Origin of the sequence: Yersinia artesiana (assembly GCF_902726545.1) — a bacterium.
Lineage (GTDB): Bacteria > Pseudomonadota > Gammaproteobacteria > Enterobacterales > Enterobacteriaceae > Yersinia > Yersinia artesiana.
The window spans coordinates 56,319-78,158 of record NZ_CACVAD010000006.1 but is presented as its reverse complement, the minus strand read 5'-3'; the positions used below and the strand labels follow the sequence as shown (position 1 = coordinate 78,158).

Below are 21,840 nucleotides of genomic sequence, written 5' to 3'. Positions count from 1 at the left end.
TAACCTTAACGGCATAAGTTGTTTTGTTTTGGCGACTATAAGCATGTTCCTATAGGACACCTAAACGCTAGATGCTGTAATACTATTTTAGCTGTGAAGGTTGCCATATGATGAGAATAAATGGCGGATTAACGATGAAACTATCGATTTTCCTGCAAAAAGACAAGTTTTCACAGGCGTATTAGCGTGATCATCATTAGATATCTGGTACGGGAAACACTTAAGAGCCAAATTGCGATTCTGTTCATCCTGCTATTAATCTTCTTTAGTCAGAAGTTAGTACGGATATTAGGCGCTGCGGTCGATGGTGAAATCCCGACAAACCTGGTTTTATCCCTTTTAGGGCTCGGTGTGCCGGAAATGGCACAACTTATCTTGCCGTTAAGCTTATTCCTTGGCTTATTGATGACGCTAGGTAAATTGTACACGGAGAGTGAAATCACCGTGATGCATGCCTGCGGCATGGGCAAGAAATCCTTGATTATGGCTGCATTGATCCTGGCGTTGGTCACTTCTGCGCTGGCGGCAGTCAACACTATTTGGCTTGGCCCCTGGTCTTCTAAACATCAAGATGAAGTGCTGAATGACGCCAGAGCCAACCCGAGTCTGGCTGCCTTGGCCGGCGGGCAGTTTAAATCTTCAACCGATGGTAATTCAGCCTTATTTATCGGTAATGTGACGGGCAAAGAGTTTAACCGTGTATTTCTGGCACAATTGCGGCCAAACGGTAATCAGCGTCCTTCTGTTGTTGTTGCTGACAGCGGTCACATGACCGAACGGCCTGATGGTTCACAAGTGGTTATCTTAAATAAAGGTACCCGCTACGAAGGCACGGCCTTATTGCGCGATTTCCGTATTACTGATTTTGTCGATTATCAGGCCATTATTGGTCATCAGGAAGTACAGCAAAACAATAATGTGGCAGAGCAGATGACCATGAAACAATTGTGGCACTCAAACGAGCCTGATGCCCGCGCCGAGTTTCATTGGCGTCTAACGCTGATTGTGTCGGTTATCATCATGGCGTTGCTGGTGGTGCCACTCAGTGTGATCAACCCACGTCAGGGCCGCGTATTGAGTATGTTGCCTGCTATGTTACTGTATTTAATCTTCTTCCTGTTACAAAGCTCTCTGCGTTCTAACGCCAGTAGCGGCAAGTTAGACCCCTTGATCTGGATGTGGACAGTAAATGGCGCTTATCTGGCTCTTGCGGTGATATTGAACCTGTGGGATGGCCTGCCGGCTCGTAAGTTACGTGCTCGATTGAGAGGTGCAGCCTGATGTTTGGTGTATTAGACCGTTATATCGGACGGACTATCCTCAATACTATCCTGATGACGTTATTCATGCTGGTATCGTTGTCCGGCATTATCAAGTTTGTCGATCAGTTACGTAAAGTCGGGCAGGGCGATTACTCTGCGGTATCCGCTGGCATGTACACCTTGCTCAGTATCCCGAAAGATATCGAGATCTTCTTCCCGATGGCAGCACTGTTAGGTGCATTGCTGGGGTTGGGTACATTGGCTACCCGTAGTGAGCTGGTGGTGATGCAGGCTTCGGGCTTTACCCGCATGCAAATTGCCGCCTCGGTGATGAAGACAGCTATTCCGCTGGTGTTGCTGACCATGGCCATCGGTGAGTGGGTTGCGCCGCAAGGCGAGCAGATGGCGCGTAACTTCCGTGCGCAGCAAATGTATGGCGGTTCATTGTTATCAACGCAATCTGGGTTATGGGCAAAAGACGGCTCTGACTTTATTTATATCCAGCGTGTTTCGGGTGATAAAGAACTGACCGGGGTGAATATTTATCATTTTGATCAACAAGATCGCTTACTCTCGGTTCGTTATGCTGCCACCGCAACTTTTGAAGACAACCTGTGGCGTTTATCGCAGGTTGATGAGTCTGATTTAAGCAATCCAAATAAGGTGACTGGCTCGCAGACACTAACCGGTGAATGGAAGACCAACTTAACACCAGAGAAGTTGGGGGTGGTTGCCATGAACCCAGATTCGCTCTCTATTAGCGGGTTGCACGACTACAGCAAATACCTGCGGCAGAGTGGGCAGGAGTCGAGCCGGTATGAACTGAATATGTGGGGTAAGATATTTGCACCATTCTCAGTTGCCGTAATGATGTTAATGGCGTTGTCATTCATTTTTGGCCCATTACGCAGTGTACCAATGGGGGTTCGGGTAGTTACCGGTATCTTCTTTGGTTTTGTTTTCTACGTGTTGGATCAGATTTTTGGCCCGCTTAGCTTGGTTTACAACATCCCACCGGTCATCGGCGCGCTGTTACCAAGTATACTTTTCCTCCTAATCAGTGTTTATTTGCTGCTAAAACGGCGTTGATGGCGGTTTTTTCAACACTTAGACTAAACTTGGTGGGATAACAGTTGCATGCGGAGTTCGGGTAGGTATAATTCACCTCGTTCTCCGCATACTACTTCAGTGCCGAAGTGGCGAAATCGGTAGACGCAGTTGATTCAAAATCAACCGCCGCGAGGCATGCCGGTTCGATTCCGGCCTTCGGCACCAACAGTATGTAAATAGACCTCAACTGAGGTCTTTTTTTATGCCTAAAATCCAGTCCCCGCAAGGCTCTTCTCGCTTTTTCACTCAACATAAGTCAACCTGATTCAATCTACATCAACTTACTGATGTGGGTACAATTGCGGGTATATCCCGGTTCGATAATGTTTGTACCCACGCAGAACCCTTGAAAGGATACTCAACATGGCTCTGAGTGATGTGAAGGTTCGTACGGCCAAGCCTGAAGAAAAAGCCTATAAGCTTACCGATGGTGACGGCATGGTTTTGCTGGTTCACCCTAACGGATCCAAATACTGGCGGCTACGTTATCGCTTCGGTGGTAAAGAGAAGATGCTGGCGCTGGGGAAATACCCTGAAGTGTCGTTGGCGGATGCCCGGGCACGGCGCGACGAAGCCCGTAAGCATCTAGCTAACGGTGTAGATCCTAGTGAGAACAAGAAAGCCGTTCAGGTAGAGCAGGAACAAGAAGCGATAACTTTTGAAGTGGTAGCTAGAGACTGGCACGCCAGCAATCAGAAGTGGTCTCCATCGCACAGTGCTAGAGTGTTGAAAAGTCTGGAAGACAATTTATTTGCCGCAGTAGGGAAGCGAAATATAGTAGATATTGGTACTCGCGATTTACTGGTTCCAATTAAAGCTGTGGAGAAGTCAGGACGTCTTGAAGTAGCTGCGCGTCTTCAACAGCGAACAACGGCAATAATGCGCTTTGCGGTACAGAACGGTTTAATCGATTACAACCCCGCACAAGATATTGCTGGAGCGATAGCTACTGCTAAACGGCAGCATCGCGCTGCGCTAGATCTCAGTCGTATTCCTGAATTGCTTCATCGTATTGATACATATACTGGAAGACCATTAACTCGGCTGGCTGTGGAACTCACGCTGTTAGTTTTCATTCGTTCAAGCGAACTGCGTTTTGCGCGCTGGTCAGAAGTGGATTTTGAAACCGCTATGTGGACGATTCCGGGAGAGCGTGAACCACTGGAAGGCGTTAAACATTCTCAGCGTGGTTCAAAGATGCGTACGCCTCATCTTGTTCCCTTGTCGCGTCAAGCTCTCACCATTTTGGAAAAGATCAAAAGCATGAGTGGAAACCGTGAGTTGATCTTCGTTGGTGATCACGATCCGCGTAAGCCGATGAGTGAAAACACAGTTAATAAATCACTACGAGTCATGGGCTACGATACGAAGGTTGAAGTGTGTGGTCATGGTTTCAGAACAATGGCATGTAGTTCATTAATTGAGTCGGGGTTGTGGTCAAGAGATGCGGTAGAGCGGCAGATGAGTCACCAGGAACGTAACTCTGTGCGGGCGGCTTACATTCATAAGGCCGAGCACCTAGGGGAGCGCAGGCTAATGCTGCAGTGGTGGGCGGATTATCTGGATGCTAATCGGGTGAAAGGGGTTAGCTCGTTTGATTTTGGAAAGAAAAAATAAATAATCAAGGTAGCTTTGTTTTTCGTTAAAAAGTGATACCTCTCATAAGGTTAGCAGTTCGGTGGAGCACTATGTTCAATCATTACATAAAAATAGTACGGCCCTACTATTGCTTTGTAAGCGTATAGGCTGCTGTAGTCTTTTCACTTTGTAGTAGATGGCTACTACAAAGTGAGAGAGTGAGTAAATAACAGTTCCCGCTGCTATTTACTCTTAACATTCTGCTCAAAACCGCTATGAGAGGCTCTAAGAAAATGAATGAGAAAAAATATCAACCCCTGCGTAAAAAGTCAATGAGTAAGAGGGGAGGCGTGGTGTGTATCGTCATGCTGATACACGCGTTATCCATTTCTTCATTGCGGATGGATTTCGACGTACGTATGGGGGATGTGAATTGGAAACACTCAATTGTGCTTAAAACTACTGGAGAAAAGGGAGAGTAATCTCCCTAACTTAATTATGCATAAAATTGTTACATTAGAGAGTGTTGCAGAGATCCGCTTAGGGATGCCCTTTAAATCGGCGATACAAGATGCTGGTGAGCAAGGCTCTTGTTATCTTATTCAGACGAAAGATATTGGACTTGATGGCATTCTAGATCTTGGTGGTTTAACCTCTGTTATCCCAGAAGGTAATCCCGAGAAACATTATCTTTTCCCTAATGATATTTTATTACGTCTGCGGGGGCCTGTGTTTTCAGCTGGAATTATCGAAGGGAATCCAGATAAGCCAATTATTACGTCCAATCAGTTAGCAGTGATTAGATGTAATGAAAATATAATACTACCACATTATTTACATTGGTATATAAACTCTACTTCTGGAAGTAAATATATTCGTAGTTTGAGTGAAGGTACTAGTATTAGTAAAATTAGTTCAAAAACAATTTCTAAAATGACTGTTAAACTCCCAGCTTTGAAAGAGCAAGATAAGATTGGTTTTATTAATAGAAATTGGATTAAACAAAAAATCATTTATAATTTACTAATACAGAATGGCGATGTGCTCTTTGATGGTATATGTGAAAGTATCATTAATAACGAGGGGTTAGAAAATGAGTGAAATGATGGCACTCCGTAAATCACTTTGGCAGGCTTGTGATTTGTTAAGAAAGAAAGTTGACTTATCTGCTTATCAAGATTATATATTTTCAATTTTATTGCTTAAATATATTTCTGATATGAAGAATAGCTTCGCGGAAAATTCTATTCCTGGAAGCTATTCTGAGTTGCTGGGAATTGTCTCTCGAGTTCCAGAAGGTTCTGATTTTTATCATATATATCATGAGGCTAATAAACATGGTGGATATATCGGTGAGAGAATTGATGACTCGTTGAGACTAATTGATCAGGCTATTGACTCGGTCTGTAAAAGTAGAGGTAGTTATTTATTCGAGTCTATGCAGTTCGCGTCAGTTAATTTTGGTGAAAGATCAGAAAGAGATAGGATGCTTAATGATTTACTCACTATTTTTGCGCGTCCTGAAATGGATTTTAGTTATAGGTAAGATGGTTTTAACAAGATAAAAGTTGCTTGTAGTTATCTTTTTGAAAAATTTTCATCTGATTCTAATGGCCGAAATTCAGAGTTTTATACTCCAGAAGGTGTTTCATGGTTAATTGCAGAATTACTACAGCCTAAACTAGGAGATAAAATTTGTGACCCCATTTGCGGTTCAGGTTCTCTTTTAATTACCTTAGGAGAAAAAATAGAAAACTCCTATGGAAGCAATGATTATATATTGTTCGGCCAGGAGTTTAATAGATCTAGTTGGATCTTGGCTAAAATTAATATGCTTCTGCATAACGAGATGAATAGCAGAGTAGAATGGGGTGATATTATATCTAATCCACATTTTCTAGATTCCGATAATAGGTTGATGAAGTTTGATGTGGTTGCTTCTAACCCTCCGTTAAATATTAGCGGTTGGAATTATGATGATTTAGTACGTGATAGTTATGGTCGTTTTAATTTAGGTTTCCCACCTCAGAATAAGGGTGATTATGCATTTATTTTGCACATGGTTTCAACACTTAAGAGTGCAACTGGGAGAATGGCCATACTAGTTTCTCACGGAGTATTATTCCGTGGAGGTCAAGAAGAGATCATAAGGAAAAATTTAGTTGATGAAGGGTTATTGGATGCGGTAATCGGTCTACCAGATAGACTTCTTCCTGGGACAGGGATACCAACTGTCATTTTGATCTTTAGGAAAGATAGAAAGAACTCCAATGTCATATTTATTGACGCATCTGATTTGGCTAAACCTGTAAAAGGGCGTAATTTAATTACAAGCGAAATTATTGGGAAAATATCAAAATGCTACTTTGAAAGGATGAGTGTTGATAGCTTTTCGCATGTGGCTTATCTAGATGAAATTCGTCAAAACGATTATAACTTAAACATATCTCGATATGTTAAGAAGCATGAAGAGTTTGCTCCTGTCGATCTTAAGAGCTTACGTCAACAACGTGAAGAACTACTATCAACATTGCATGAATTAGAAAATGAAATGAAATATTTTATTGATAATTGATGGAAATGGTTGATGCAATAGTATCAACCACTTTCTGATTAAACTTCAATACCCCCAATGATTATAAGCCAAGGGCATCTTATTCAACTTTGCTCTGTGTTCTCGCCAGTTCGGTAGGTACATGTTCATCAGGCCGATAAAACGCTCATTGTGCTTACGTTCATGAAGATGAACGAGTTCGTGGACCACAATGAATTCAAGGCATTCAGGAGGCTTTTTAACCAGTTCGAGATTGATCCAGACACGCGCAGACTGAGGGTTGCAGCTACCCCACTTAGTCTTCATTCGCTTGATACCAACAAAGCTCGCTTCAACCTTCATCTCGGGCTGCCATTTTGCCATTAACTTAGGCAGTCTTTGTTTCAAAATGCTACGATACCATTGGTTGAGAACGGCTTCCCGTTGGGCTGTGTCGTAATGTGGAGGTACCTTCATGCGTATCCAACCGCCCTGAAGTTTCACCTCAGCGGACTTATCTACCAAAACTACATCCAGCCGATATCCCTTTCCCCAGAGGTAGTGGGTCTCGCCACTGCACATCTCTCGTTCACTTTGGCGGGGCTGAGCCTGAAATTGTGCTTGCTGCTGTCGGATCCATACCAGCCTTCTTACTACAGCCATCCTAATAGCGGTGTCTGACAGTGAGACGGGGGCCGATACCCTTACTCGGCCATCCGGAGGCAGTACGCTGATATGCAGGTTTTTAATTTTTTTACGCTGTAAATCCAGAGTTAGCTCACCAATGGTAACCAAAGGCATTAGCGATACTCCTTCTGCGTCTTCACCAGTTTCATCACATCTGCGACCGTCACTGCATAACCTTTAATTTCTTCCGCGATAGCGAAGCTGATCTCACGCTCTTTAAAACGATCTCCATACCAGTCGGCCTTTTTAGTGTGGCGTACTGCAGTATCTATCTTTATAACTAACACTTCATCCTGCCCGAGGTTGTCATACAACGCTTTCTTGGCGAGAGTATCAATGCTTGCTGGATAAGTACTTTTACTATCTGACTGTGGATGTTTAACCTGCTTCGCTAGTTCACGTACGTGCTCCAGATACTCTTGATAGGAGATAGCCTGTTGACGACGAAGTGCGATCAGTTCATCAAGCAACACCGACATTTTTTCGTAGTATTTCGGGTTGACCGGATTTTCATCAACAATGGTTCTGCGAACGTTATTTTCAATCGCTTCAGCCATGGCCTCCTGATTGCCACGCATGTCGGCTGGAAGTCCATCCAGTGCATCTTCTCCGCGTTCAATAATCAGCTCAAGTAGCCCTAGCTGCTCAAAGTCCATCAGCGTTTCACTAGGATCGGCATCCACCCAAAGATCTAGCATCTGCCGCATACCTGGCTCGAACTGCTTCATATCCACGAGATCGCCACTTGCTATTTTGATTTCATCGCGAACTTTCGAGTAAAACTCAACTTCGAGGCGGATTTTCTCTGCCTGCTGCTCACTATAGCCAGCATCTGTCAGTTCACCTGCCAGACCAGTGAAAGTGCGGATAAGCCTCGCCACAGATTGATAAAGTGTTAGTCGTAACGCTTCTTTCTCGGATAATTCTTCGGCTACTGCACCGGGTTCACCACAGAAATAGTGCTGATAATCTAGCTGATGTCGTGGCATCCGAACTGGTTCGCAAAGAGTGCGAACTGCGTCAAGCGCGCCATCCAAATCAATTTTGGCCTGTTGCAAACGATCTTTCAGTAATCCGGCTACATCTTCTTTGTCGTAGCCATCAAAAGCTTCTGCGGTGTAGTCCTGAACTGTTTTTTCCAGTGAGCGGAAAAGATCTTTATAGTCGACAATATAACCGTATTCTTTGTCCTCCCCATCCAGTCGATTAACCCGGCAGATCGCCTGGAAGAGGTTATGGTCAGCCATTTTTTTGTCGATATAAAGGTAAGTAGCAGAGGGGGCATCAAACCCAGTCAATAACTTATCAACGACTATCAATAGGCGCATCTGGCCAGGTTCTTTGATAAAGCGTTGTTTGACCTCTTTTTCAAAATCACTCACGCGTTTGGCTGCCTCAGCCTCCGGCTGCTCAAAATACTCCGCAAGCATTTTGCGATAGATGTTGTACTTGGCTAGTTTCTCAGTCAGCCCTTCACCACTTTCCTCGCCTTTAATCTCACTGACATTCGGTTGATAGCTAGTGACGATGGCACATCTACCGGCGAAACCTGCCTCACTGAACATCTCATAGCACTTGCAGGCCTGATAAACACTAGAACAGACCAACATGGCATTACCGCAACCGTTGGCGAGTCGTGGTTTTTGTTCAAAATCGAGAAGGATATCAGCCACAATCTGTTCCAGTCGCGAGCGACTCGACAACAGCTTCTGCATTGAAGCCCATTTCTGTTTGAGTTGCTGCTGACCAAGGCGAGATAGTTTAGAGGTTTTGGCATCAAACCACTGGTCGACTTTTTTCTGAGATTTCACTCGTTGATCGATGTCACGAGCCTCGTAGCGTAAATCCAGCACAACCCCATCATTCACTGCTTCGTCGAATTTATAAGTGTGAATATAGGGCCCGAAGATTTCGACTGACTTCTTCTTGTCTTTCTTCATCAGTGGGGTGCCAGTGAAGCCGATAAACTGCGCATCTGGAAGTATGCTTTTCATTGCCGAATGCAATTTGCCGGACTGGGTTCGGTGGCACTCATCCACAAATACGAACAATTTTCCCTTCGGGCTAAAATCGGCAGGAATACTTCGTTTCATTTGTTCGATGAAATCGTCAGTGTCGGCCTCTATGTCATCCTCTTCGTGACGGCCGAATTTATGTACTAGCGAACATATAAGCCAGGGTTTGGTTTGATTAAGGCGAGTTACCAAATCTGCTCCGCTTCGGGTGCGAAGGATTTCCTCTTCCACGCCGTTGAAGACTTTTTCGATTTGTTCATCTAGCTCTGTGCGGTCGGTTATGATCAGCACTCTACTATCGGTGATATTTTCTCTGATCCATTTTGCCAGCCAAACCATAGTCAGACTTTTACCGCTGCCCTGGGTATGCCAGATGATGCCGCCTTCATTGCGCTGAATAAAAGGTTTCGTTGCAGCGACGCCAAAATACTGGTTATGGCGGCAGGTTTTTTTCACCCCAGCATCAAAGACGATAAAGTCATGGATCAATTCCAGCAGGCGCTGTTTATTACATATCTGGACCAGATGACGATCGAGCATGTTGGAATGGGGGGACTCAGCGGCTTCTTTCCATTGGAGATAATATTTCTCCGGTGTTTCGATTACACCATAGCGAAGCCCTTCTAAATCATTACCGGCCATCACCAATTGGATAGTGGTGAAGAAGTTACGGATAAATGCTTTTTGCTGGTTATCGAGGTTTTGGCGTATACCTTCTGAAACTGACACTGTAGAACGTTTCAGCTCAATCACACCAAGTGCAATACCGTTAACATACAGAACCAGATCCGGGCGTTTCTTATTTTCGCCTTTGTGTGTTACTTCTTCAGCAATAGCAAAATCATTCACTTCTGGATTTTTCCAGTCCACCAGCCAGATGGTCTGGTTCTGCTCGCCTGCAACTTCCTTATCCTTCACACCGTAGCGCAACAGGCGATAGACCTCCTTGTTGGCATCATAGAGGATACGGCCTTCACCGAGACTTGCGGCTCGATCAAGTTGTCGCAATACACGGTCGATAAGCATTTCTGATACGCCACATTTTGTTAGCCAGGCAGAGACTAAGCCAGGTTCGATGTTGCGGTTATCTTCGCGTTTATGCCAGTTTCCCAGATAGCGATAACCTAAGTGCTTGGTGAATAGTTGGATAACACGTTTTTGTGTTATGCGTTCACGCTGGCCGACATTATTCATAACACCTCCTTAAATACGCTATCCATACCACCGGCACCGGTTAACACTGCCAGCATTTCCGCTTCGTGAGTGACGATTTCCTCCTCGCCCCACTGATTGTTCTTCTTCATCAGCTCGATCATTGCGAGCAATTTCAGGCTATCGATTTCATTACGTTCAAGGCTCGCTTCGAAATGCTCTTGCTTTTGTTTTGGCTGGAAGTTGCTAAGTCGTGAATTTTTGCTGTGGCTAATCAGACTGAGGTTGCCGAAGGTATGCAACGATGTATCTGGTAATGTCCTGTAGCCATCCATGGGGTGCTGAGGATAGAAATGCTCTACCGAACTTCGGAAGGTAAATTCAAAACGTTTGACTATCTCAGCTTTATTTCTGTCACGACACCAGAGTAAGTAGTCCAGGTAATTGAATACCAAGTTGTTTGCTATCGTACCAAAGCGCATCTTCTTCTGAATCTGATCTGGCAGTACAACAGGTTGGATATGTGACTCATTGCCGTAGATAATCTCAAAATATGATTTTGGCGTTTCTTCTGCCAGGAAGTTCTGAAAGACAAATGCGGAGGCAAGATGCTCCAGATATTCGAGATACTCCCTTGCTTCGATCTGGCTTACAGCGGAATGGGCATTAAACAGATAGAACAAAGCCCCATTCAACCAGTGTTTGTAAACCAGAGTAGGGGTTGAAACGTGGAATGCGGAAAGCAGCATCAAGATCTGTCGGTTGATCTCTACATAGCTACCATCATCTTCATTAAACGTATTGGTATAGCTGGTGCTCTTTTCCGAATACCAACGCAGGCGCTTAAGGCTCCACCCATCGCTACCTTTAGCGAATTCTCGTTTTATCACGAACTGATCAAAAAGATATTTGCATTTGAGAAGTGCAAAGGTGAAATTCTGTACCGCTTTAACTGGGTCATTCTGCTTTAATAACCGAAGTTCGAACTGGTCGATTAATTGTTTGTCATCAAGCGGAACATCCACTCTGTCCTTTCCAGTTTGGCTACAGACACGCAACACATGGAGCAGGAAGTTGGAGAAATTGATAACACTATTAAAACGCTCTGAGCTACCTTCATCTTCTTCACCTCTATCACCACTTATGGTTGAAGATGACTTGATAATGTCAGCCAGTGTGCGGTTTGTTTGGTTCTCTCTTGTGCCAAGCTCCGAAGCCGATGGGATAAGCATGTCAGCTAGAGAATTAAAATCAGCAGGCACAAATTGCCCCCAATTTTCCTGCCCAAATAATTGATGACGTTCGGCTGGTGTAAAACCGTACTGGACATAACGTCCCATGTTGGAGCAAGCATCCCAAACTCGTGAGAGGGTGTTCAGGCTGTTCTGCCGATCTTGCTGGTCCGTTATCTCGTTGAGCACAGCCATCAGTCGCGCTTTCACCACCTCATGTTTTTCAAGTTGCTCGCCTCGGTTGTTCATCACCTCAAAAAAATGATTGAGGTCGGTATCGGCAGGCACTTCTATTCGGGCAATTTGTACATGGTCGAACAGATAGGTACAAAAATGAATTAATGACTCATCAACTAATTTCAAGTCGCGTAGTACCTTGCCAATAAGTTCATAGCCATTGATCAGCCCTTCATTAAATTCCTTGCTTCGTAGTTTATGCAGTTCCACACCTTGCCAGAGACGAGCAAAAGTTTCGCCAGACTTGGGTCTGCTCTCAAACCCTAAGTTAATGCCCTGGTACCAGTTCATATCTAGCGTGGAGCCAACATGTTTTTTTAACCAGTTCGCCAGAAGGGATAGGGTAGTGAAACGCTGCTGTCCGTCGATTATCTCTGACTGCCCATCAGGACGAGTGAACACGACCAACGTACCGATGTAGTAAGTTTGAGGGAATGGGCTAAGCAGGCTTTTTTGCTGGTAGTCGAGTATGTCCTGCACAAGTTGAGTGATTTCACCCTCTCCCCAGGCATAGTTACGCTGGTACATGGGGATAAGATAACGAGATGCATCGCCCAGTAATGATCTGACCGTAAAGGATGTTACCTTTGCATCACTCATAGTAGTTCATCTCCTTGAACAGCCTCACCAGCTCATCTTGCTCATGGTTACCGGTACGGCGGTTATTATTATTTTCTGAAGCCCGAATTGTGAGTAATGGCATAGATAGCACATCGCCAGGTACTCTGGCTTCTTTGATCACCCGGAACAGATTGTTATCCAGCACATACTTGTCCATGGTTGCAAGTTGTACCACTTGCTGCCGAATTCGGCATCTGTAGGCCCAGATAAAGCTTTTTTCAATCGCTACAGATAAGGACTGCCCGCCAAATTTGTCGATATAAAAGATCAGAGCACAGTCAAACATGGTGCGTATATATTGATCCCCTGTTCGATAGCGATTTCGATAGCTATTTAACGTTCTTAGTATCTGTGTTGCCATTTCACTCAGGACTATGCCCTGAATTGCTAAAGGTTGTTGGGTGTGGCTGGTAGCATGCTCACATGAGATAATTGCCGATACCTGTTGCTGGTAGTGTTCTGCCATTTCGAAAAAGCGTCTTCCATTGATAATCATCTGATCGAGATGGAAAGGGAAACGCATTTTCTGGCCATCAATCTTGCGCTGGTACTGATTGTTATAGTCATCCACAAAATGGTGAGCCATGCGCAAAGATTCCACATAAGGGAACTGGCCAATCTGGTCAATATTGATCCCTTTAAATAGGCCGACTTCATCCTTACCAAAGAAACGAGCGGAATTCCCCTGCGACCACTGACGTACCCTGTAGAGATAGGATGCGAAAAGATTAGCTAGGTCATCACTGGGCAATCCTTCCCAATGGGCAACGGATGCAGCTTTTAATTCTACCTCATGGCTAGCGAATTCACGTAGATGGAAGGCTTTAAGCAGATCGTGAGGATCCAGATCCCGTCCACGGGCATTTTGTGAGTCGAAGAACTGAAAGGCTTCAGACAGATCCGTCAGCACAAAGACCACCATCTGGCAGCGATTGAGAAGAAAATCAATATGCTGCTCGCTGAATTCTCGGTGGTTAACCCTGCGTTTTAGCTCCTGATAATTTTGGTACAGATTGTATTCCGACACTTGGCTAGCAAAGCGTTGCCGTACCATAAAACCTTCAACGGAGGGCCTTAGCTGGGTTAGAATTTCTTGCAAATCCTGACGTTCCAGCCCAGCAAGCCGGGTTTCGATAAGGGCCCATACGGCCAGTATTAATGTCAGTGTTCGTTGCTGGCCATCGACGATATCAAGTCTGTTTTCTTCATCGCCCTCAGCTTGATGAAACACTACTGAGCCCAAGCGGTAGGCCGATTTATCGAGATGACTGTTTATGTCCGCAAACAGTTCGCTGATATTTTTCACCGTCCATTTATAAGGACGTTGATAGGTAGGAATTGATACGTCAGTCAGGCTCAGTAGACCCTTGACCGACAGAACTGTCTTATCAAGGGTATGTTTCATGGCTGGTGATCCAATGGTAAACGAATACGTCCGGTCAGCAGCTGTTGCATCATTCCTTGTTTTATATCGCGGAACTTGGCGAGTTTTTGCTCTAGCGCTGTGAGTTCAGCATCCATATCTGAGAGGATGTTGGCGATTGCGATTTGTTCAGCTTTTGGTGGTAATAGCATAGTCATGTCAGCAATCATTTCTCGACGCACAGAATCCACAGAAGATTTTGCTGTCATCGACATTATACGATCATAGAAATTATTGCTGAAAAAGATATAAAAAAAGTAGCCGTCCAATTTATCGGAAAAGTTGAACATCAAATAAACTCTTTGGTGGAAGTCAAACTTGCCGTTTATATAATGAAATATTTTTCCTGTGCCAACACCATCTCCAGCAGTTAGCACACCCTCACAATCAAATGAGTATGAGTTAATTTTTTCCACCGTTTGAGAGCGGACAAAAAAAGGATAGCTTCCATCTACAATCTTGTCTTGAGTGTTCTTACCTCCTGTTGTAATGGATAGTAAACTCCCAATTCTCTCTAATGCCCAATCCTCAGGGATATTCCCTAGCTCACTAACTTTATAACCCTTGAGCTTCCCATTTGAGTATTTAGAAAATTGCGATAGGCGAGTACTACCATTCAGCAGTTGTTGCATGGTGGCGGTTTTGATGGCCTTTTTTTTTGTGATTAACTGCTCGAGGGCAGTAATCAGTGTATCGGTATCAGAAAGTACCTTGCCGATCGCACTTTGCTCTTTTTTATTAGGGGCAGGCGCAATAACCTTAGACAGCATTGAGCCATTAGTCAGTGCTCTAGTTGTGTAGGAGGCAGTGTTTTTAATTTGTCTCCGTAAACTCTCAGCTCGAAAACAATACTTCATAAAGCTATGAACGAAAACATCTGTTTTCTGTCGGCCACGCAGAATGAATCCACTAAAGACAGCATCTTTAATTTCATCTAATAGAACAGAAGATAATCCAATCTCTTCGACAGTTTCTGATGTCCGAGTAAAAAACACATCTCCTTTGCGAGCGCTGTAATTTTTTTTCTCTTCCTGAGTAACTAATACTTTTCCTTGAACAAAACTGGAGTAGATGCCTCCAGAAATGTAAACATCCATATAGTTTATTATGGGAGTTCCAACTCCAAAGTATTCTTTCCCTTTATTAAGTCCATTTTTGAAATCAAATACATCCCCTAAAAGAAATACATCCCAATCCTCTGGGATTATCCCAGCCTCAGTTTGCTTATAACCTGTTGGGATCGCTTTTATATTGTTCATTTCATTTTTTTTCACGATCATGCCCATTCTAGCCCCATTGACTTAAGATGAGACGCAACTTTGGCCTCCAGTTCAAGTGCGCGCTGTGTGATATCAGGCAAAGTAGCCTTATAACGTTCTTCCAGTTCAATAACTCTGTTCGCCAATCGCTGTGTGACACGATCAATTTCTGTTTCTAAGTTACCAACTAATCTGACCCGCCATTTATTTTGTATCAGAAGAGTTTTTATGTCGCTTTCTGTTAGTTTTGGATAATGAGCAAAGACCGCAAGATCTAGTTTTTCCTGTGCTTCTTTATACACTTTTTTAGCTTGGGTTTCGGCCTCGAACAATGCCTGAGCTGCTTTCAGTGCAACCTTTTCTTCTCTATCAGTGGCGACTTTAAGTCGAGCCTTAATGCTGGCAGCAGTTAACTTTTCTTTATCGTTCATCGCATCGGCAAGTAGTCCATCTTCACCGCTGTTTTCTTCAAGGAAGCGTTCAAGTGCTTGGGCGGCTTCATCATATGCGATTTGAAGTTGATCGATCTGTTTCTGCTCAGAAGCAAAATAGCGAACTACTAAAAGTGCTGGCGGCAACAGTTCAGCCTTATACTTCTTCTTACCAATTACAAGATCCGGCGTCTCTTTGAGTTTTTCGCCTTTTTCCACAACCAGCTCACGTAGTACTTTGCCGGCTTGCCAGCCATCTTGGCTCAGGACATAAACATCGTCCTGCATCACATCCATCCAGTAGTCCATTAATAACTGATATATAGCGTAGTTCTCGAGCAACGGAGTGTCAGCAGTGGCTTCAGACGCATATGCGGAGAGAAGTCGCTCGCCAATTTCTTCAATTAGCTGTTTAGGCGAGTCACCGCGAGCAATTTCTTCAAGCTGACAACCTGCAAACCACTTTTCAAAAGGGATTAGTGCTCCTGCTTTGAATGCGGTAAATTCCGGGTGCGCCAGAATAGTACTTTTCACTTTAACTGCTTCTACTCGAGCATTGCTGTAGCCTGGGCGGGCAGGTTCGAACAGATCCTGACGTAAAGTCGGGAAAATTTTCCAGTAAGCACTGAGAGCATCAATATCGCGATCAGGAATGCCACCAGCCAAATGGCCTGAAAGGTCGTGTAGATCTTCAGGATCACTGCTGTCGATATAGCGAGGGATATTGAGGTTGAAGTCGTTGGCTGCAATTTCTGACAGCGGTACCATGCGACTGAAGCGAGAGATTTCCTGTTCACGATTAAATGCATCGACTATTTTATGGATGTCTTGGGCGCGTAGGCGATTTTTATTGCCGTCTTTAATAAAGCCCTTACTGGCATCGATCATAAAGATGCCTTGCTGACTCTCGCCATTAGTATTGAAAGCTCGGAGCTGGGCATCTTCTTTATCGATGACAATAATGCATGCCGGGATACCCGTGCCGTAGAACAAGTTAGCGGGCAGGCCAATGAGGCCTTTGATGTAACCCTGCTTGAGTAGATTTTCACGAATACGTGCTTCGGCATTGCCCCGGAACAGTACGCCGTGAGGCAGGATCACTGCGCCTTTACCTGTGCTCTTGAGACTCTTGATGATGTGCAGCAAGAAAGCGTAGTCGCCGTTCTTTTCGGGTGGAGTCCCCCAGACAAAACGGTCAAAAGTATCATTCGCAGCATCTAGCCCGCTGGTCCAGTTTTTGTTGGAGAAAGGGGGGTTAGCTACAGCAAAGTCGAAGGTTTTAAGGTTATCGTTGCCATCCTTCCAATGTGGATCGGCTAAGGTGTTACCTTTCCAGATTTTAGCGGTGGCGTTGTCATGCAGGATCATGTTCATGCGTGCCAGTGCGCTGGTCGCATAATCCATCTCTTGGCCATAAATGGTCAGTCCCTTGGGGCCTGCTTCATCACTGGCTTTCAACAATAGTGATCCTGAACCACAGGTAGGGTCATAAACGGTAGCATCTTGTGGTGTCTGTTTGCTGATGCCAATCACCTTCGCCAGAATGCGTGAAACCTCTGCAGGAGTATAAAACTGCCCCTTGGATTTACCTGACTCTGTAGCAAAGTGGCGCATCAGGTATTCATACGCATCACCCAGCAGATCGTCTCCCTCGACACGGTTGGCAGAGAGATCCAACCCTTCGAAGATTGCTACCAGCTTGGAAAGACGGTCGATCATTTCCTTGCCTTTACCCAGCTTGTCTTCATCATTGAAGTCAGCGATGTCTATAACACCTTTAAGGTCGTTAGCTTCAGCCAGTAATCTGATGGTTTTATTAATTTTTTCGCCAATTTCTTTGTTGCCCTTGAGAGCAACCATATCGTCAAAACTTGCACCTTCCGGCACTTCAATCATCGCGTAAGGGTTGCCCTTAGCTTTGTCAGAGACGTACTTCATAAACAGTAGGGTCAACACATAGTCTTTGTACTGTGAAGCATCCATTCCGCCACGCAACTCGTCGCAGCTCGCCCAAAGGGATGAGTAAAGTTCGTTCTTCTTGATAGCCATATGGTGTCCGGTGAAAACAATACTGAGAACGCGACGGGGGGTAACAAGCACCAGTGCTGAAACGCTGCCTGTCGCGTGAGAAATTGGGTAAGAGTTTACCAAGTTGGAAGCGATGAGACTATGCCGGTGAGGGTGAAGTACGATGTAGCCAGTGCACTATAGCTTGAGCTTGGTCCTAACCAATGTTTATCGTGTTGTAATATTGAGCCTATTAGCTCTGGCTGCATCCAAAAGACCGTTCCTCCCTGTTGTAATCTTTAGTACGTTCTTTCGCAAAATAACTTAACCGAAACGTCAGTTGACCATAAACCTCACTGTAACTGGGTGAGTTAATATCCAGGTAATAAAGTGGATTATCGGGAAAGCGGGCTAGCGTCCAGTGCTCCAGGCGGTGACTAAGCTGTAAAGCACTCAGCCAGGCTTCCCGTATCAGAGACGCCAGGCCTGTCCCGTCTTCTTTGTAACTCCCCAGTCCATTGAACGTATCGTTATTCACGAACAACACCATGTGGTAATGCGACTTCTGATTAATCTCACCCACCTCCCGAACCCAGGCATCGCGAAGGTGGCATGGATATGTTCGTTTACCCTGCTTCAGCTTACTTCTGTAGCGCGCTGCAATCTTCGCATCGAGGGATTCAATGAAGCGAGATATCAGGCCCTGTCGGTTAATGAGCATATTGTCAGGAAGACGCAGGTCTACCCGCACCGCCATTGTGCGTGCGTGTTCTGCAGTCGCGTTATCGATAACGCGTAGAATACGTTGCAGGTAAGTGGTGTTGAATGGTGCATGCCGTCTATCGAGACAGATATTGCCAAACATATAATTTTCCTTGGGTAATGAAATACGGGCAGGGCAAAGCCTTACCCGTAATAGGCAGTTAAAGGGATTAAGGATTTAAAGGGTGGTAAGACCAGCCATTAAGGCTATCGTGTATGAGTGATCGTATATGGGGGTAATATTGAGATAATATTGTTTATATATCAGTTGGTTAATTAATATTACCAACCCGTCATGGGTTATGAATTACGAATCCACCAGCGCCAGGGGCTAGATGATAGAAAGTGATTGATTTTTACTCCGAAGTTATATGCCTCCATATAATAACTTTCTGGTGTACCAATCAATCCCATGATTGCCTGGTACGTACCACTAAATTCGTATCTCCCGACTGTATATCCCTTTTCTACATTGAGGGCAGCGTTTCTCACCACCATACGACAGGCCACACATCGTACATTGCCATTGGGTTGTTGTAATGACTGGGGGCAGTTGGGCCACGAGTTGCTGAAGTTTCTCTATGGTGGAAGATTTCCCACTTGCTGGTGCCAACCAGGGGCACTGCAAAAGGGCTTCCGGTTGTCCCCGTGGAATATCGTGTTCAAACCATGACGGTGAAGTTCTGGTGGGGTGGTGGAATATCAATGGGCACTGACAATGGTGGCAGCGCCACTCTTCACTTTCTGCCATATTCACCTGGCGGGCAGGCACAATTTCGCCGGTTCTACGCTGTGCGATATAACATTTTTGTACTCGCATTTTCCAGACCTCACATTGGCCTGGTGGCACGAATATAATTTTCAGTTAGTGTTTTCAGTCCCCAGTATGATTTTTGTTTTTCTGACATCCATTGCTTCAGCGTGTCAGGGAGCGGTAAGTGCAGCGAATACCATTCATCCAAATCCCGGCCTGCAACCAGTTCACACCAGCAGAGTAGTGTCAGCGTTTGTCGAAAGCCCGGTTGCGTATGCAGCCGGAATAACATCTGTAATTGTTCCGCCAGTCTGCTTTTCCCAAGGCGGTAACATTCACTGAGCAAAACTCCAGGTAACAGAGAATAGTCAGTACGTTTGTTCAGTCGGGGGATAACAGCACACTCTTCCTCCTGGGATGTTTGAGTGACCTGTAACAGACACTGTGGGACGACAATTCCGATTCGGTATGGTTCCATTTTTGCCGAAGGGAATTTCACTGACAATGGCCCTGTTCTGTGAAGTGGCTGGACGGGACGGACTGACCATCGAGCAGTTCTACACTTCGCTGTGGTTTGTTGTCGAACGAGAGTAATATTACAGGGAGATTAATGAAATCAGAGCCGCTAAATCCTTGTTGCCAGTCACCGATCTCTGAAACGAAAAAAGCCACCCCGAAGGATGGCTTTCTGAATATGAGGCCCTGAACCTTCCCGGGACTGAGCCACTGACGGAAGGGAGAGCCGTTTTTTTCGGTGACATCCCCCGCATGGCGGCAGATGATTTAAATATGGTATGAATGAATAATAACTCACTGCACAAGAGATTTCCAGACCTATGCGTATCGACCGACGTCTGAGCAGGGATGTACTCACCGAGCGTCAGCTCTATTTTATTGAATGCTGGTCCAACTTCTGCCATAAAAACAGCCCGGATACCGACCGGGTCGGATACAGCAATCCACTCAGCACCATCCGCGAACTGCTGTTTCTTTATGAAATGGAAGATCGTTTCAGTGCCGATAAAAAAAGACTCCGGGTGGCCACTGAACTGCTCGAGTTACTCGAGACCGATCAAATTTTCAAGAGAGAGGCATTTAAGGGTATCCCCGCTCAACTGGTGAGTCTTCTGGACAGAGATTTGCTGGTTGACCCCACTCGCAGCCCGGTGGAAAAACGTCCTCGTCTTATCTGTAGCCTCTGCGTACAACTGGCGGATATCACCGAGGCCAGTTATATCACTGAGGCTCTTGAGATGCTTGAACAGGAGCTGTATTCGGCACACCCCCTTGAAAATAGCGATGCGCAGGAGATTTACGCCCTGACGAACGGGATCATGAGTGTCCTACTCACACGGGGAATGACGCTCACGGAGTGTTATCTGCTGTACATCAATATTTTCCGAAACGTGAGTGCTGAACCAGACAGTTTCCAGGCCGTATTTCATTCGTTCCGGCAGAAACTTGTGACCCCGACAAGAAATATCACGGTCCGCATGTTTATTACCAGTGAGAAACTGCATACCCTGCTGAGCACGCAGGGACCGACACTGGAGTTTAACGGCTGTGTATTCCGCCCACTTGATGATGCCCGTTCCCGCTTTTCCCTCTCTGTCGACATCCCGGTCTGCTCAATGTCTGACGCATCAGCGCGTAATATGGCCGGGCAGATGCTTCGCGAATCCCTGGATGTGATTGCCTACATGGCGGGTAAGGGGGAAATCTCCGTCCAGAAGCAGTTCATCATCATCCGGGAGGAGGGTGAAACCGAAGTGGCACGTTTCGATAATGAAATCGAGGCGAATGCGGATCGGTTAACTGACGAAGAATTTGCACGCTTTATGGTGGCGATGAATCGACTGTTTACCGATACCTCGGATGTGTCCCGCAAAAAAATCAGTTCCGCGTTTCGTTTTTTCCGTAACGGTATTGAAAGTCAGGTTCAGGAGAGCCGTTTCACCGCTTACTGGTCTGCCCTTGAATCATTAACCTTAGGCGTGGCACCCGGCACACCGTCACACGAACAGCATGTCATCAGCGTTGTGGTTCCATGTATGGTACTGGATTATATTGTCAAACAGCTGTTTTCGTTGCGCCAGGTGCTCCGTTTTATTCTGCGGGAGCCGGGTCACTCCTTACGCGCAGAGCAAGTTGCCTCGCTACCGCTAGGCCAGCTGTACGCCTTTCTGAAAGATACGAACCGTGCCCGGGAGCTGCAGGTCGATTTGCAGCGCTACCCCTATGTTATGTACAGGGTGCGGAAGCTTGCGGGGATCTGCGCTTCACCCGAAAAGATGGCGGATAAACTGGAGCTGCACGCCAAGAAAGTCACCCGGCATCTCCACCGCCTGTACCTGCTGAGAAACACCATTGTGCACAACGCAGGTACCAGCCCGCATATTGATCTGCTGACGGTAAATCTTGAACACTATCTGCGGGCAACCATCAACGCGTTGTTTAATGTTGTGGTGATCCACCCGACCATCAGTAGCGCTGAGGAAGCATTTACCCGGTGCCAGTTCACCGCGGAGTCGGTTTTCAGAGAACTGAATCCATTACATGAGATCACAGAAAAGAAAGCGGTCGCAGCCATTGAGAAACAACTGAATGAGAGGACACTATCCCGTAGCGACACCTGTTTGATTGCATGGCTGAATGCACATCACTGATATGCAGGCGTCCTGGCGGAGTGGGTGATGAGGAAATCAGAGGCCTGGGGGGAAACAGGAGGGTCGCACCGTGATTAGGGAATAGACGCAGAGGATTCCGGTCTGACCTCT

Annotated in this window: 17 protein-coding genes and 1 tRNA gene; 9 read left to right on the top strand and 9 right to left on the bottom strand. The window is 45.5% G+C overall.

Annotated elements, in window-relative coordinates; genetic code table 11:
* Positions 1–186: 186 nt before the first annotated feature.
* From lptF to HU019_RS03190, 8 genes are all read left to right on the top strand, one after another.
* On the top strand, positions 187–1,281 hold the full coding sequence (lptF, locus tag HU019_RS03220) for an LPS export ABC transporter permease LptF (protein WP_174849323.1): 1,095 nt from the start codon (positions 187–189) through the stop codon (positions 1,279–1,281).
* The gene (lptG, locus tag HU019_RS03215; protein ID WP_174849322.1) at positions 1,281–2,351 is read left to right on the top strand and encodes an LPS export ABC transporter permease LptG; all 1,071 of its coding nucleotides are present in this window, start codon (positions 1,281–1,283) and stop codon (positions 2,349–2,351) included. The genes lptF and lptG overlap by 1 nt, the downstream gene beginning before the upstream one ends.
* Positions 2,352–2,452: 101 nt before the next feature.
* A tRNA-Leu gene (locus HU019_RS03210) sits at positions 2,453–2,537 on the top strand.
* A 198-nt stretch (positions 2,538–2,735) separates the two neighbouring features.
* On the top strand, positions 2,736–3,989 hold the full coding sequence (locus HU019_RS03205) for a tyrosine-type recombinase/integrase (protein WP_174849321.1): 1,254 nt from the start codon (positions 2,736–2,738) through the stop codon (positions 3,987–3,989).
* 254 nt (positions 3,990–4,243) lie between these two features.
* Positions 4,244–4,432 (top strand): hypothetical protein, encoded by a 189-nt coding sequence (locus tag HU019_RS03200; protein WP_174849320.1) that lies wholly within the window; start codon positions 4,244–4,246, stop codon positions 4,430–4,432.
* A gap of 16 nt (positions 4,433–4,448) precedes the next feature.
* Positions 4,449–5,051 carry a restriction endonuclease subunit S gene (locus HU019_RS03195; RefSeq protein ID WP_174849319.1) on the top strand — a complete coding sequence of 201 codons (603 nt, stop codon included), beginning with the start codon at positions 4,449–4,451 and terminating at the stop codon, positions 5,049–5,051.
* Positions 5,044–5,496, top strand: a complete 453-nt coding sequence (locus HU019_RS20230) for a type I restriction-modification system subunit M N-terminal domain-containing protein (RefSeq protein ID WP_227739331.1) — start codon at positions 5,044–5,046, stop codon at positions 5,494–5,496. The genes HU019_RS03195 and HU019_RS20230 overlap by 8 nt, the downstream gene beginning before the upstream one ends.
* Positions 5,497–5,511: 15 nt before the next feature.
* Positions 5,512–6,525 carry an N-6 DNA methylase gene (locus HU019_RS03190; RefSeq protein WP_227739337.1) on the top strand — a complete coding sequence of 338 codons (1,014 nt, stop codon included), beginning with the start codon at positions 5,512–5,514 and terminating at the stop codon, positions 6,523–6,525.
* Positions 6,526–6,570: 45 nt separating this feature from the next.
* Here HU019_RS03190 and HU019_RS03185 read toward each other — a convergent pair whose 3' ends face one another.
* From HU019_RS03185 to HU019_RS03145, 9 genes are all read right to left on the bottom strand, one after another.
* Complete coding sequence (locus HU019_RS03185) at positions 6,571–7,284, bottom strand: M48 family metallopeptidase (RefSeq protein ID WP_174849318.1); 714 nt, start codon at positions 7,282–7,284, stop codon at positions 6,571–6,573.
* Entirely contained in the window at positions 7,284–10,379 is a 3,096-nt protein-coding gene (locus tag HU019_RS03180) for a type I restriction endonuclease subunit R (protein ID WP_174849317.1), read from the bottom strand. Before HU019_RS03180 ends, HU019_RS03185 begins: the two co-directional genes overlap by 1 nt.
* Positions 10,376–12,406, bottom strand: coding sequence for a DUF262 domain-containing protein (locus HU019_RS03175; protein ID WP_174849316.1), 2,031 nt, complete (start codon positions 12,404–12,406; stop codon positions 10,376–10,378). The genes HU019_RS03180 and HU019_RS03175 overlap by 4 nt, the downstream gene beginning before the upstream one ends.
* Positions 12,399–13,832 (bottom strand): DUF262 domain-containing protein, encoded by a 1,434-nt coding sequence (locus tag HU019_RS03170; protein WP_174849315.1) that lies wholly within the window; start codon positions 13,830–13,832, stop codon positions 12,399–12,401. The genes HU019_RS03175 and HU019_RS03170 overlap by 8 nt, the downstream gene beginning before the upstream one ends.
* Positions 13,829–15,136: a restriction endonuclease subunit S gene (locus HU019_RS03165; RefSeq protein ID WP_174849314.1), complete on the bottom strand. Its 1,308-nt coding sequence runs from the start codon at positions 15,134–15,136 to the stop codon at positions 13,829–13,831. Before HU019_RS03165 ends, HU019_RS03170 begins: the two co-directional genes overlap by 4 nt.
* The gene (locus HU019_RS03160) at positions 15,127–17,589 is read right to left on the bottom strand and encodes a type I restriction-modification system subunit M (protein WP_174849313.1); all 2,463 of its coding nucleotides are present in this window, start codon (positions 17,587–17,589) and stop codon (positions 15,127–15,129) included. The genes HU019_RS03165 and HU019_RS03160 overlap by 10 nt, the downstream gene beginning before the upstream one ends.
* 211 nt (positions 17,590–17,800) lie before the next feature.
* The gene (locus tag HU019_RS03155; RefSeq protein WP_174849312.1) at positions 17,801–18,412 is read right to left on the bottom strand and encodes an inovirus Gp2 family protein; all 612 of its coding nucleotides are present in this window, start codon (positions 18,410–18,412) and stop codon (positions 17,801–17,803) included.
* Between the two features lie 330 nt (positions 18,413–18,742).
* On the bottom strand, positions 18,743–19,129 hold the full coding sequence (locus HU019_RS03150) for a putative zinc ribbon protein (protein WP_174849311.1): 387 nt from the start codon (positions 19,127–19,129) through the stop codon (positions 18,743–18,745).
* 10 nt (positions 19,130–19,139) lie between these two features.
* Entirely contained in the window at positions 19,140–19,541 is a 402-nt protein-coding gene (locus HU019_RS03145) for a secretoglobin family protein (protein ID WP_174849310.1), read from the bottom strand.
* Between the two features lie 358 nt (positions 19,542–19,899).
* Between HU019_RS03145 and HU019_RS03140 the strand changes: the two genes are divergently transcribed.
* Positions 19,900–21,729, top strand: a complete 1,830-nt coding sequence (locus HU019_RS03140) for a hypothetical protein (protein WP_174849309.1) — start codon at positions 19,900–19,902, stop codon at positions 21,727–21,729.
* Positions 21,730–21,840 lie beyond the last annotated feature (111 nt).

Bases quoted from the DNA above. Each gene is read 5' to 3' on its own strand.
- lptG (WP_174849322.1), top strand. From the start codon at position 1,281: ATGTTTGGTGTATTAGACCGTTATATCGGACGGACTATCCTCAATACT.
- HU019_RS03205 (WP_174849321.1), top strand. From the start codon at position 2,736: ATGGCTCTGAGTGATGTGAAGGTTCGTACGGCCAAGCCTGAAGAAAAA.
- HU019_RS03200 (WP_174849320.1), top strand. From the start codon at position 4,244: ATGAATGAGAAAAAATATCAACCCCTGCGTAAAAAGTCAATGAGTAAG.
- HU019_RS03195 (WP_174849319.1), top strand. From the start codon at position 4,449: ATGCATAAAATTGTTACATTAGAGAGTGTTGCAGAGATCCGCTTAGGG.
- HU019_RS20230 (WP_227739331.1), top strand. From the start codon at position 5,044: ATGAGTGAAATGATGGCACTCCGTAAATCACTTTGGCAGGCTTGTGAT.
- HU019_RS03185 (WP_174849318.1), bottom strand. From the start codon at position 7,284: ATGCCTTTGGTTACCATTGGTGAGCTAACTCTGGATTTACAGCGTAAA.
- HU019_RS03180 (WP_174849317.1), bottom strand. From the start codon at position 10,379: ATGAATAATGTCGGCCAGCGTGAACGCATAACACAAAAACGTGTTATC.
- HU019_RS03175 (WP_174849316.1), bottom strand. From the start codon at position 12,406: ATGAGTGATGCAAAGGTAACATCCTTTACGGTCAGATCATTACTGGGC.
- HU019_RS03170 (WP_174849315.1), bottom strand. From the start codon at position 13,832: ATGAAACATACCCTTGATAAGACAGTTCTGTCGGTCAAGGGTCTACTG.
- HU019_RS03165 (WP_174849314.1), bottom strand. From the start codon at position 15,136: ATGGGCATGATCGTGAAAAAAAATGAAATGAACAATATAAAAGCGATC.
- HU019_RS03160 (WP_174849313.1), bottom strand. From the start codon at position 17,589: ATGGCTATCAAGAAGAACGAACTTTACTCATCCCTTTGGGCGAGCTGC.
- HU019_RS03155 (WP_174849312.1), bottom strand. From the start codon at position 18,412: ATGTTTGGCAATATCTGTCTCGATAGACGGCATGCACCATTCAACACC.
- HU019_RS03150 (WP_174849311.1), bottom strand. From the start codon at position 19,129: ATGCGAGTACAAAAATGTTATATCGCACAGCGTAGAACCGGCGAAATT.
- HU019_RS03145 (WP_174849310.1), bottom strand. From the start codon at position 19,541: ATGGAACCATACCGAATCGGAATTGTCGTCCCACAGTGTCTGTTACAG.
- HU019_RS03140 (WP_174849309.1), top strand. From the start codon at position 19,900: ATGCGTATCGACCGACGTCTGAGCAGGGATGTACTCACCGAGCGTCAG.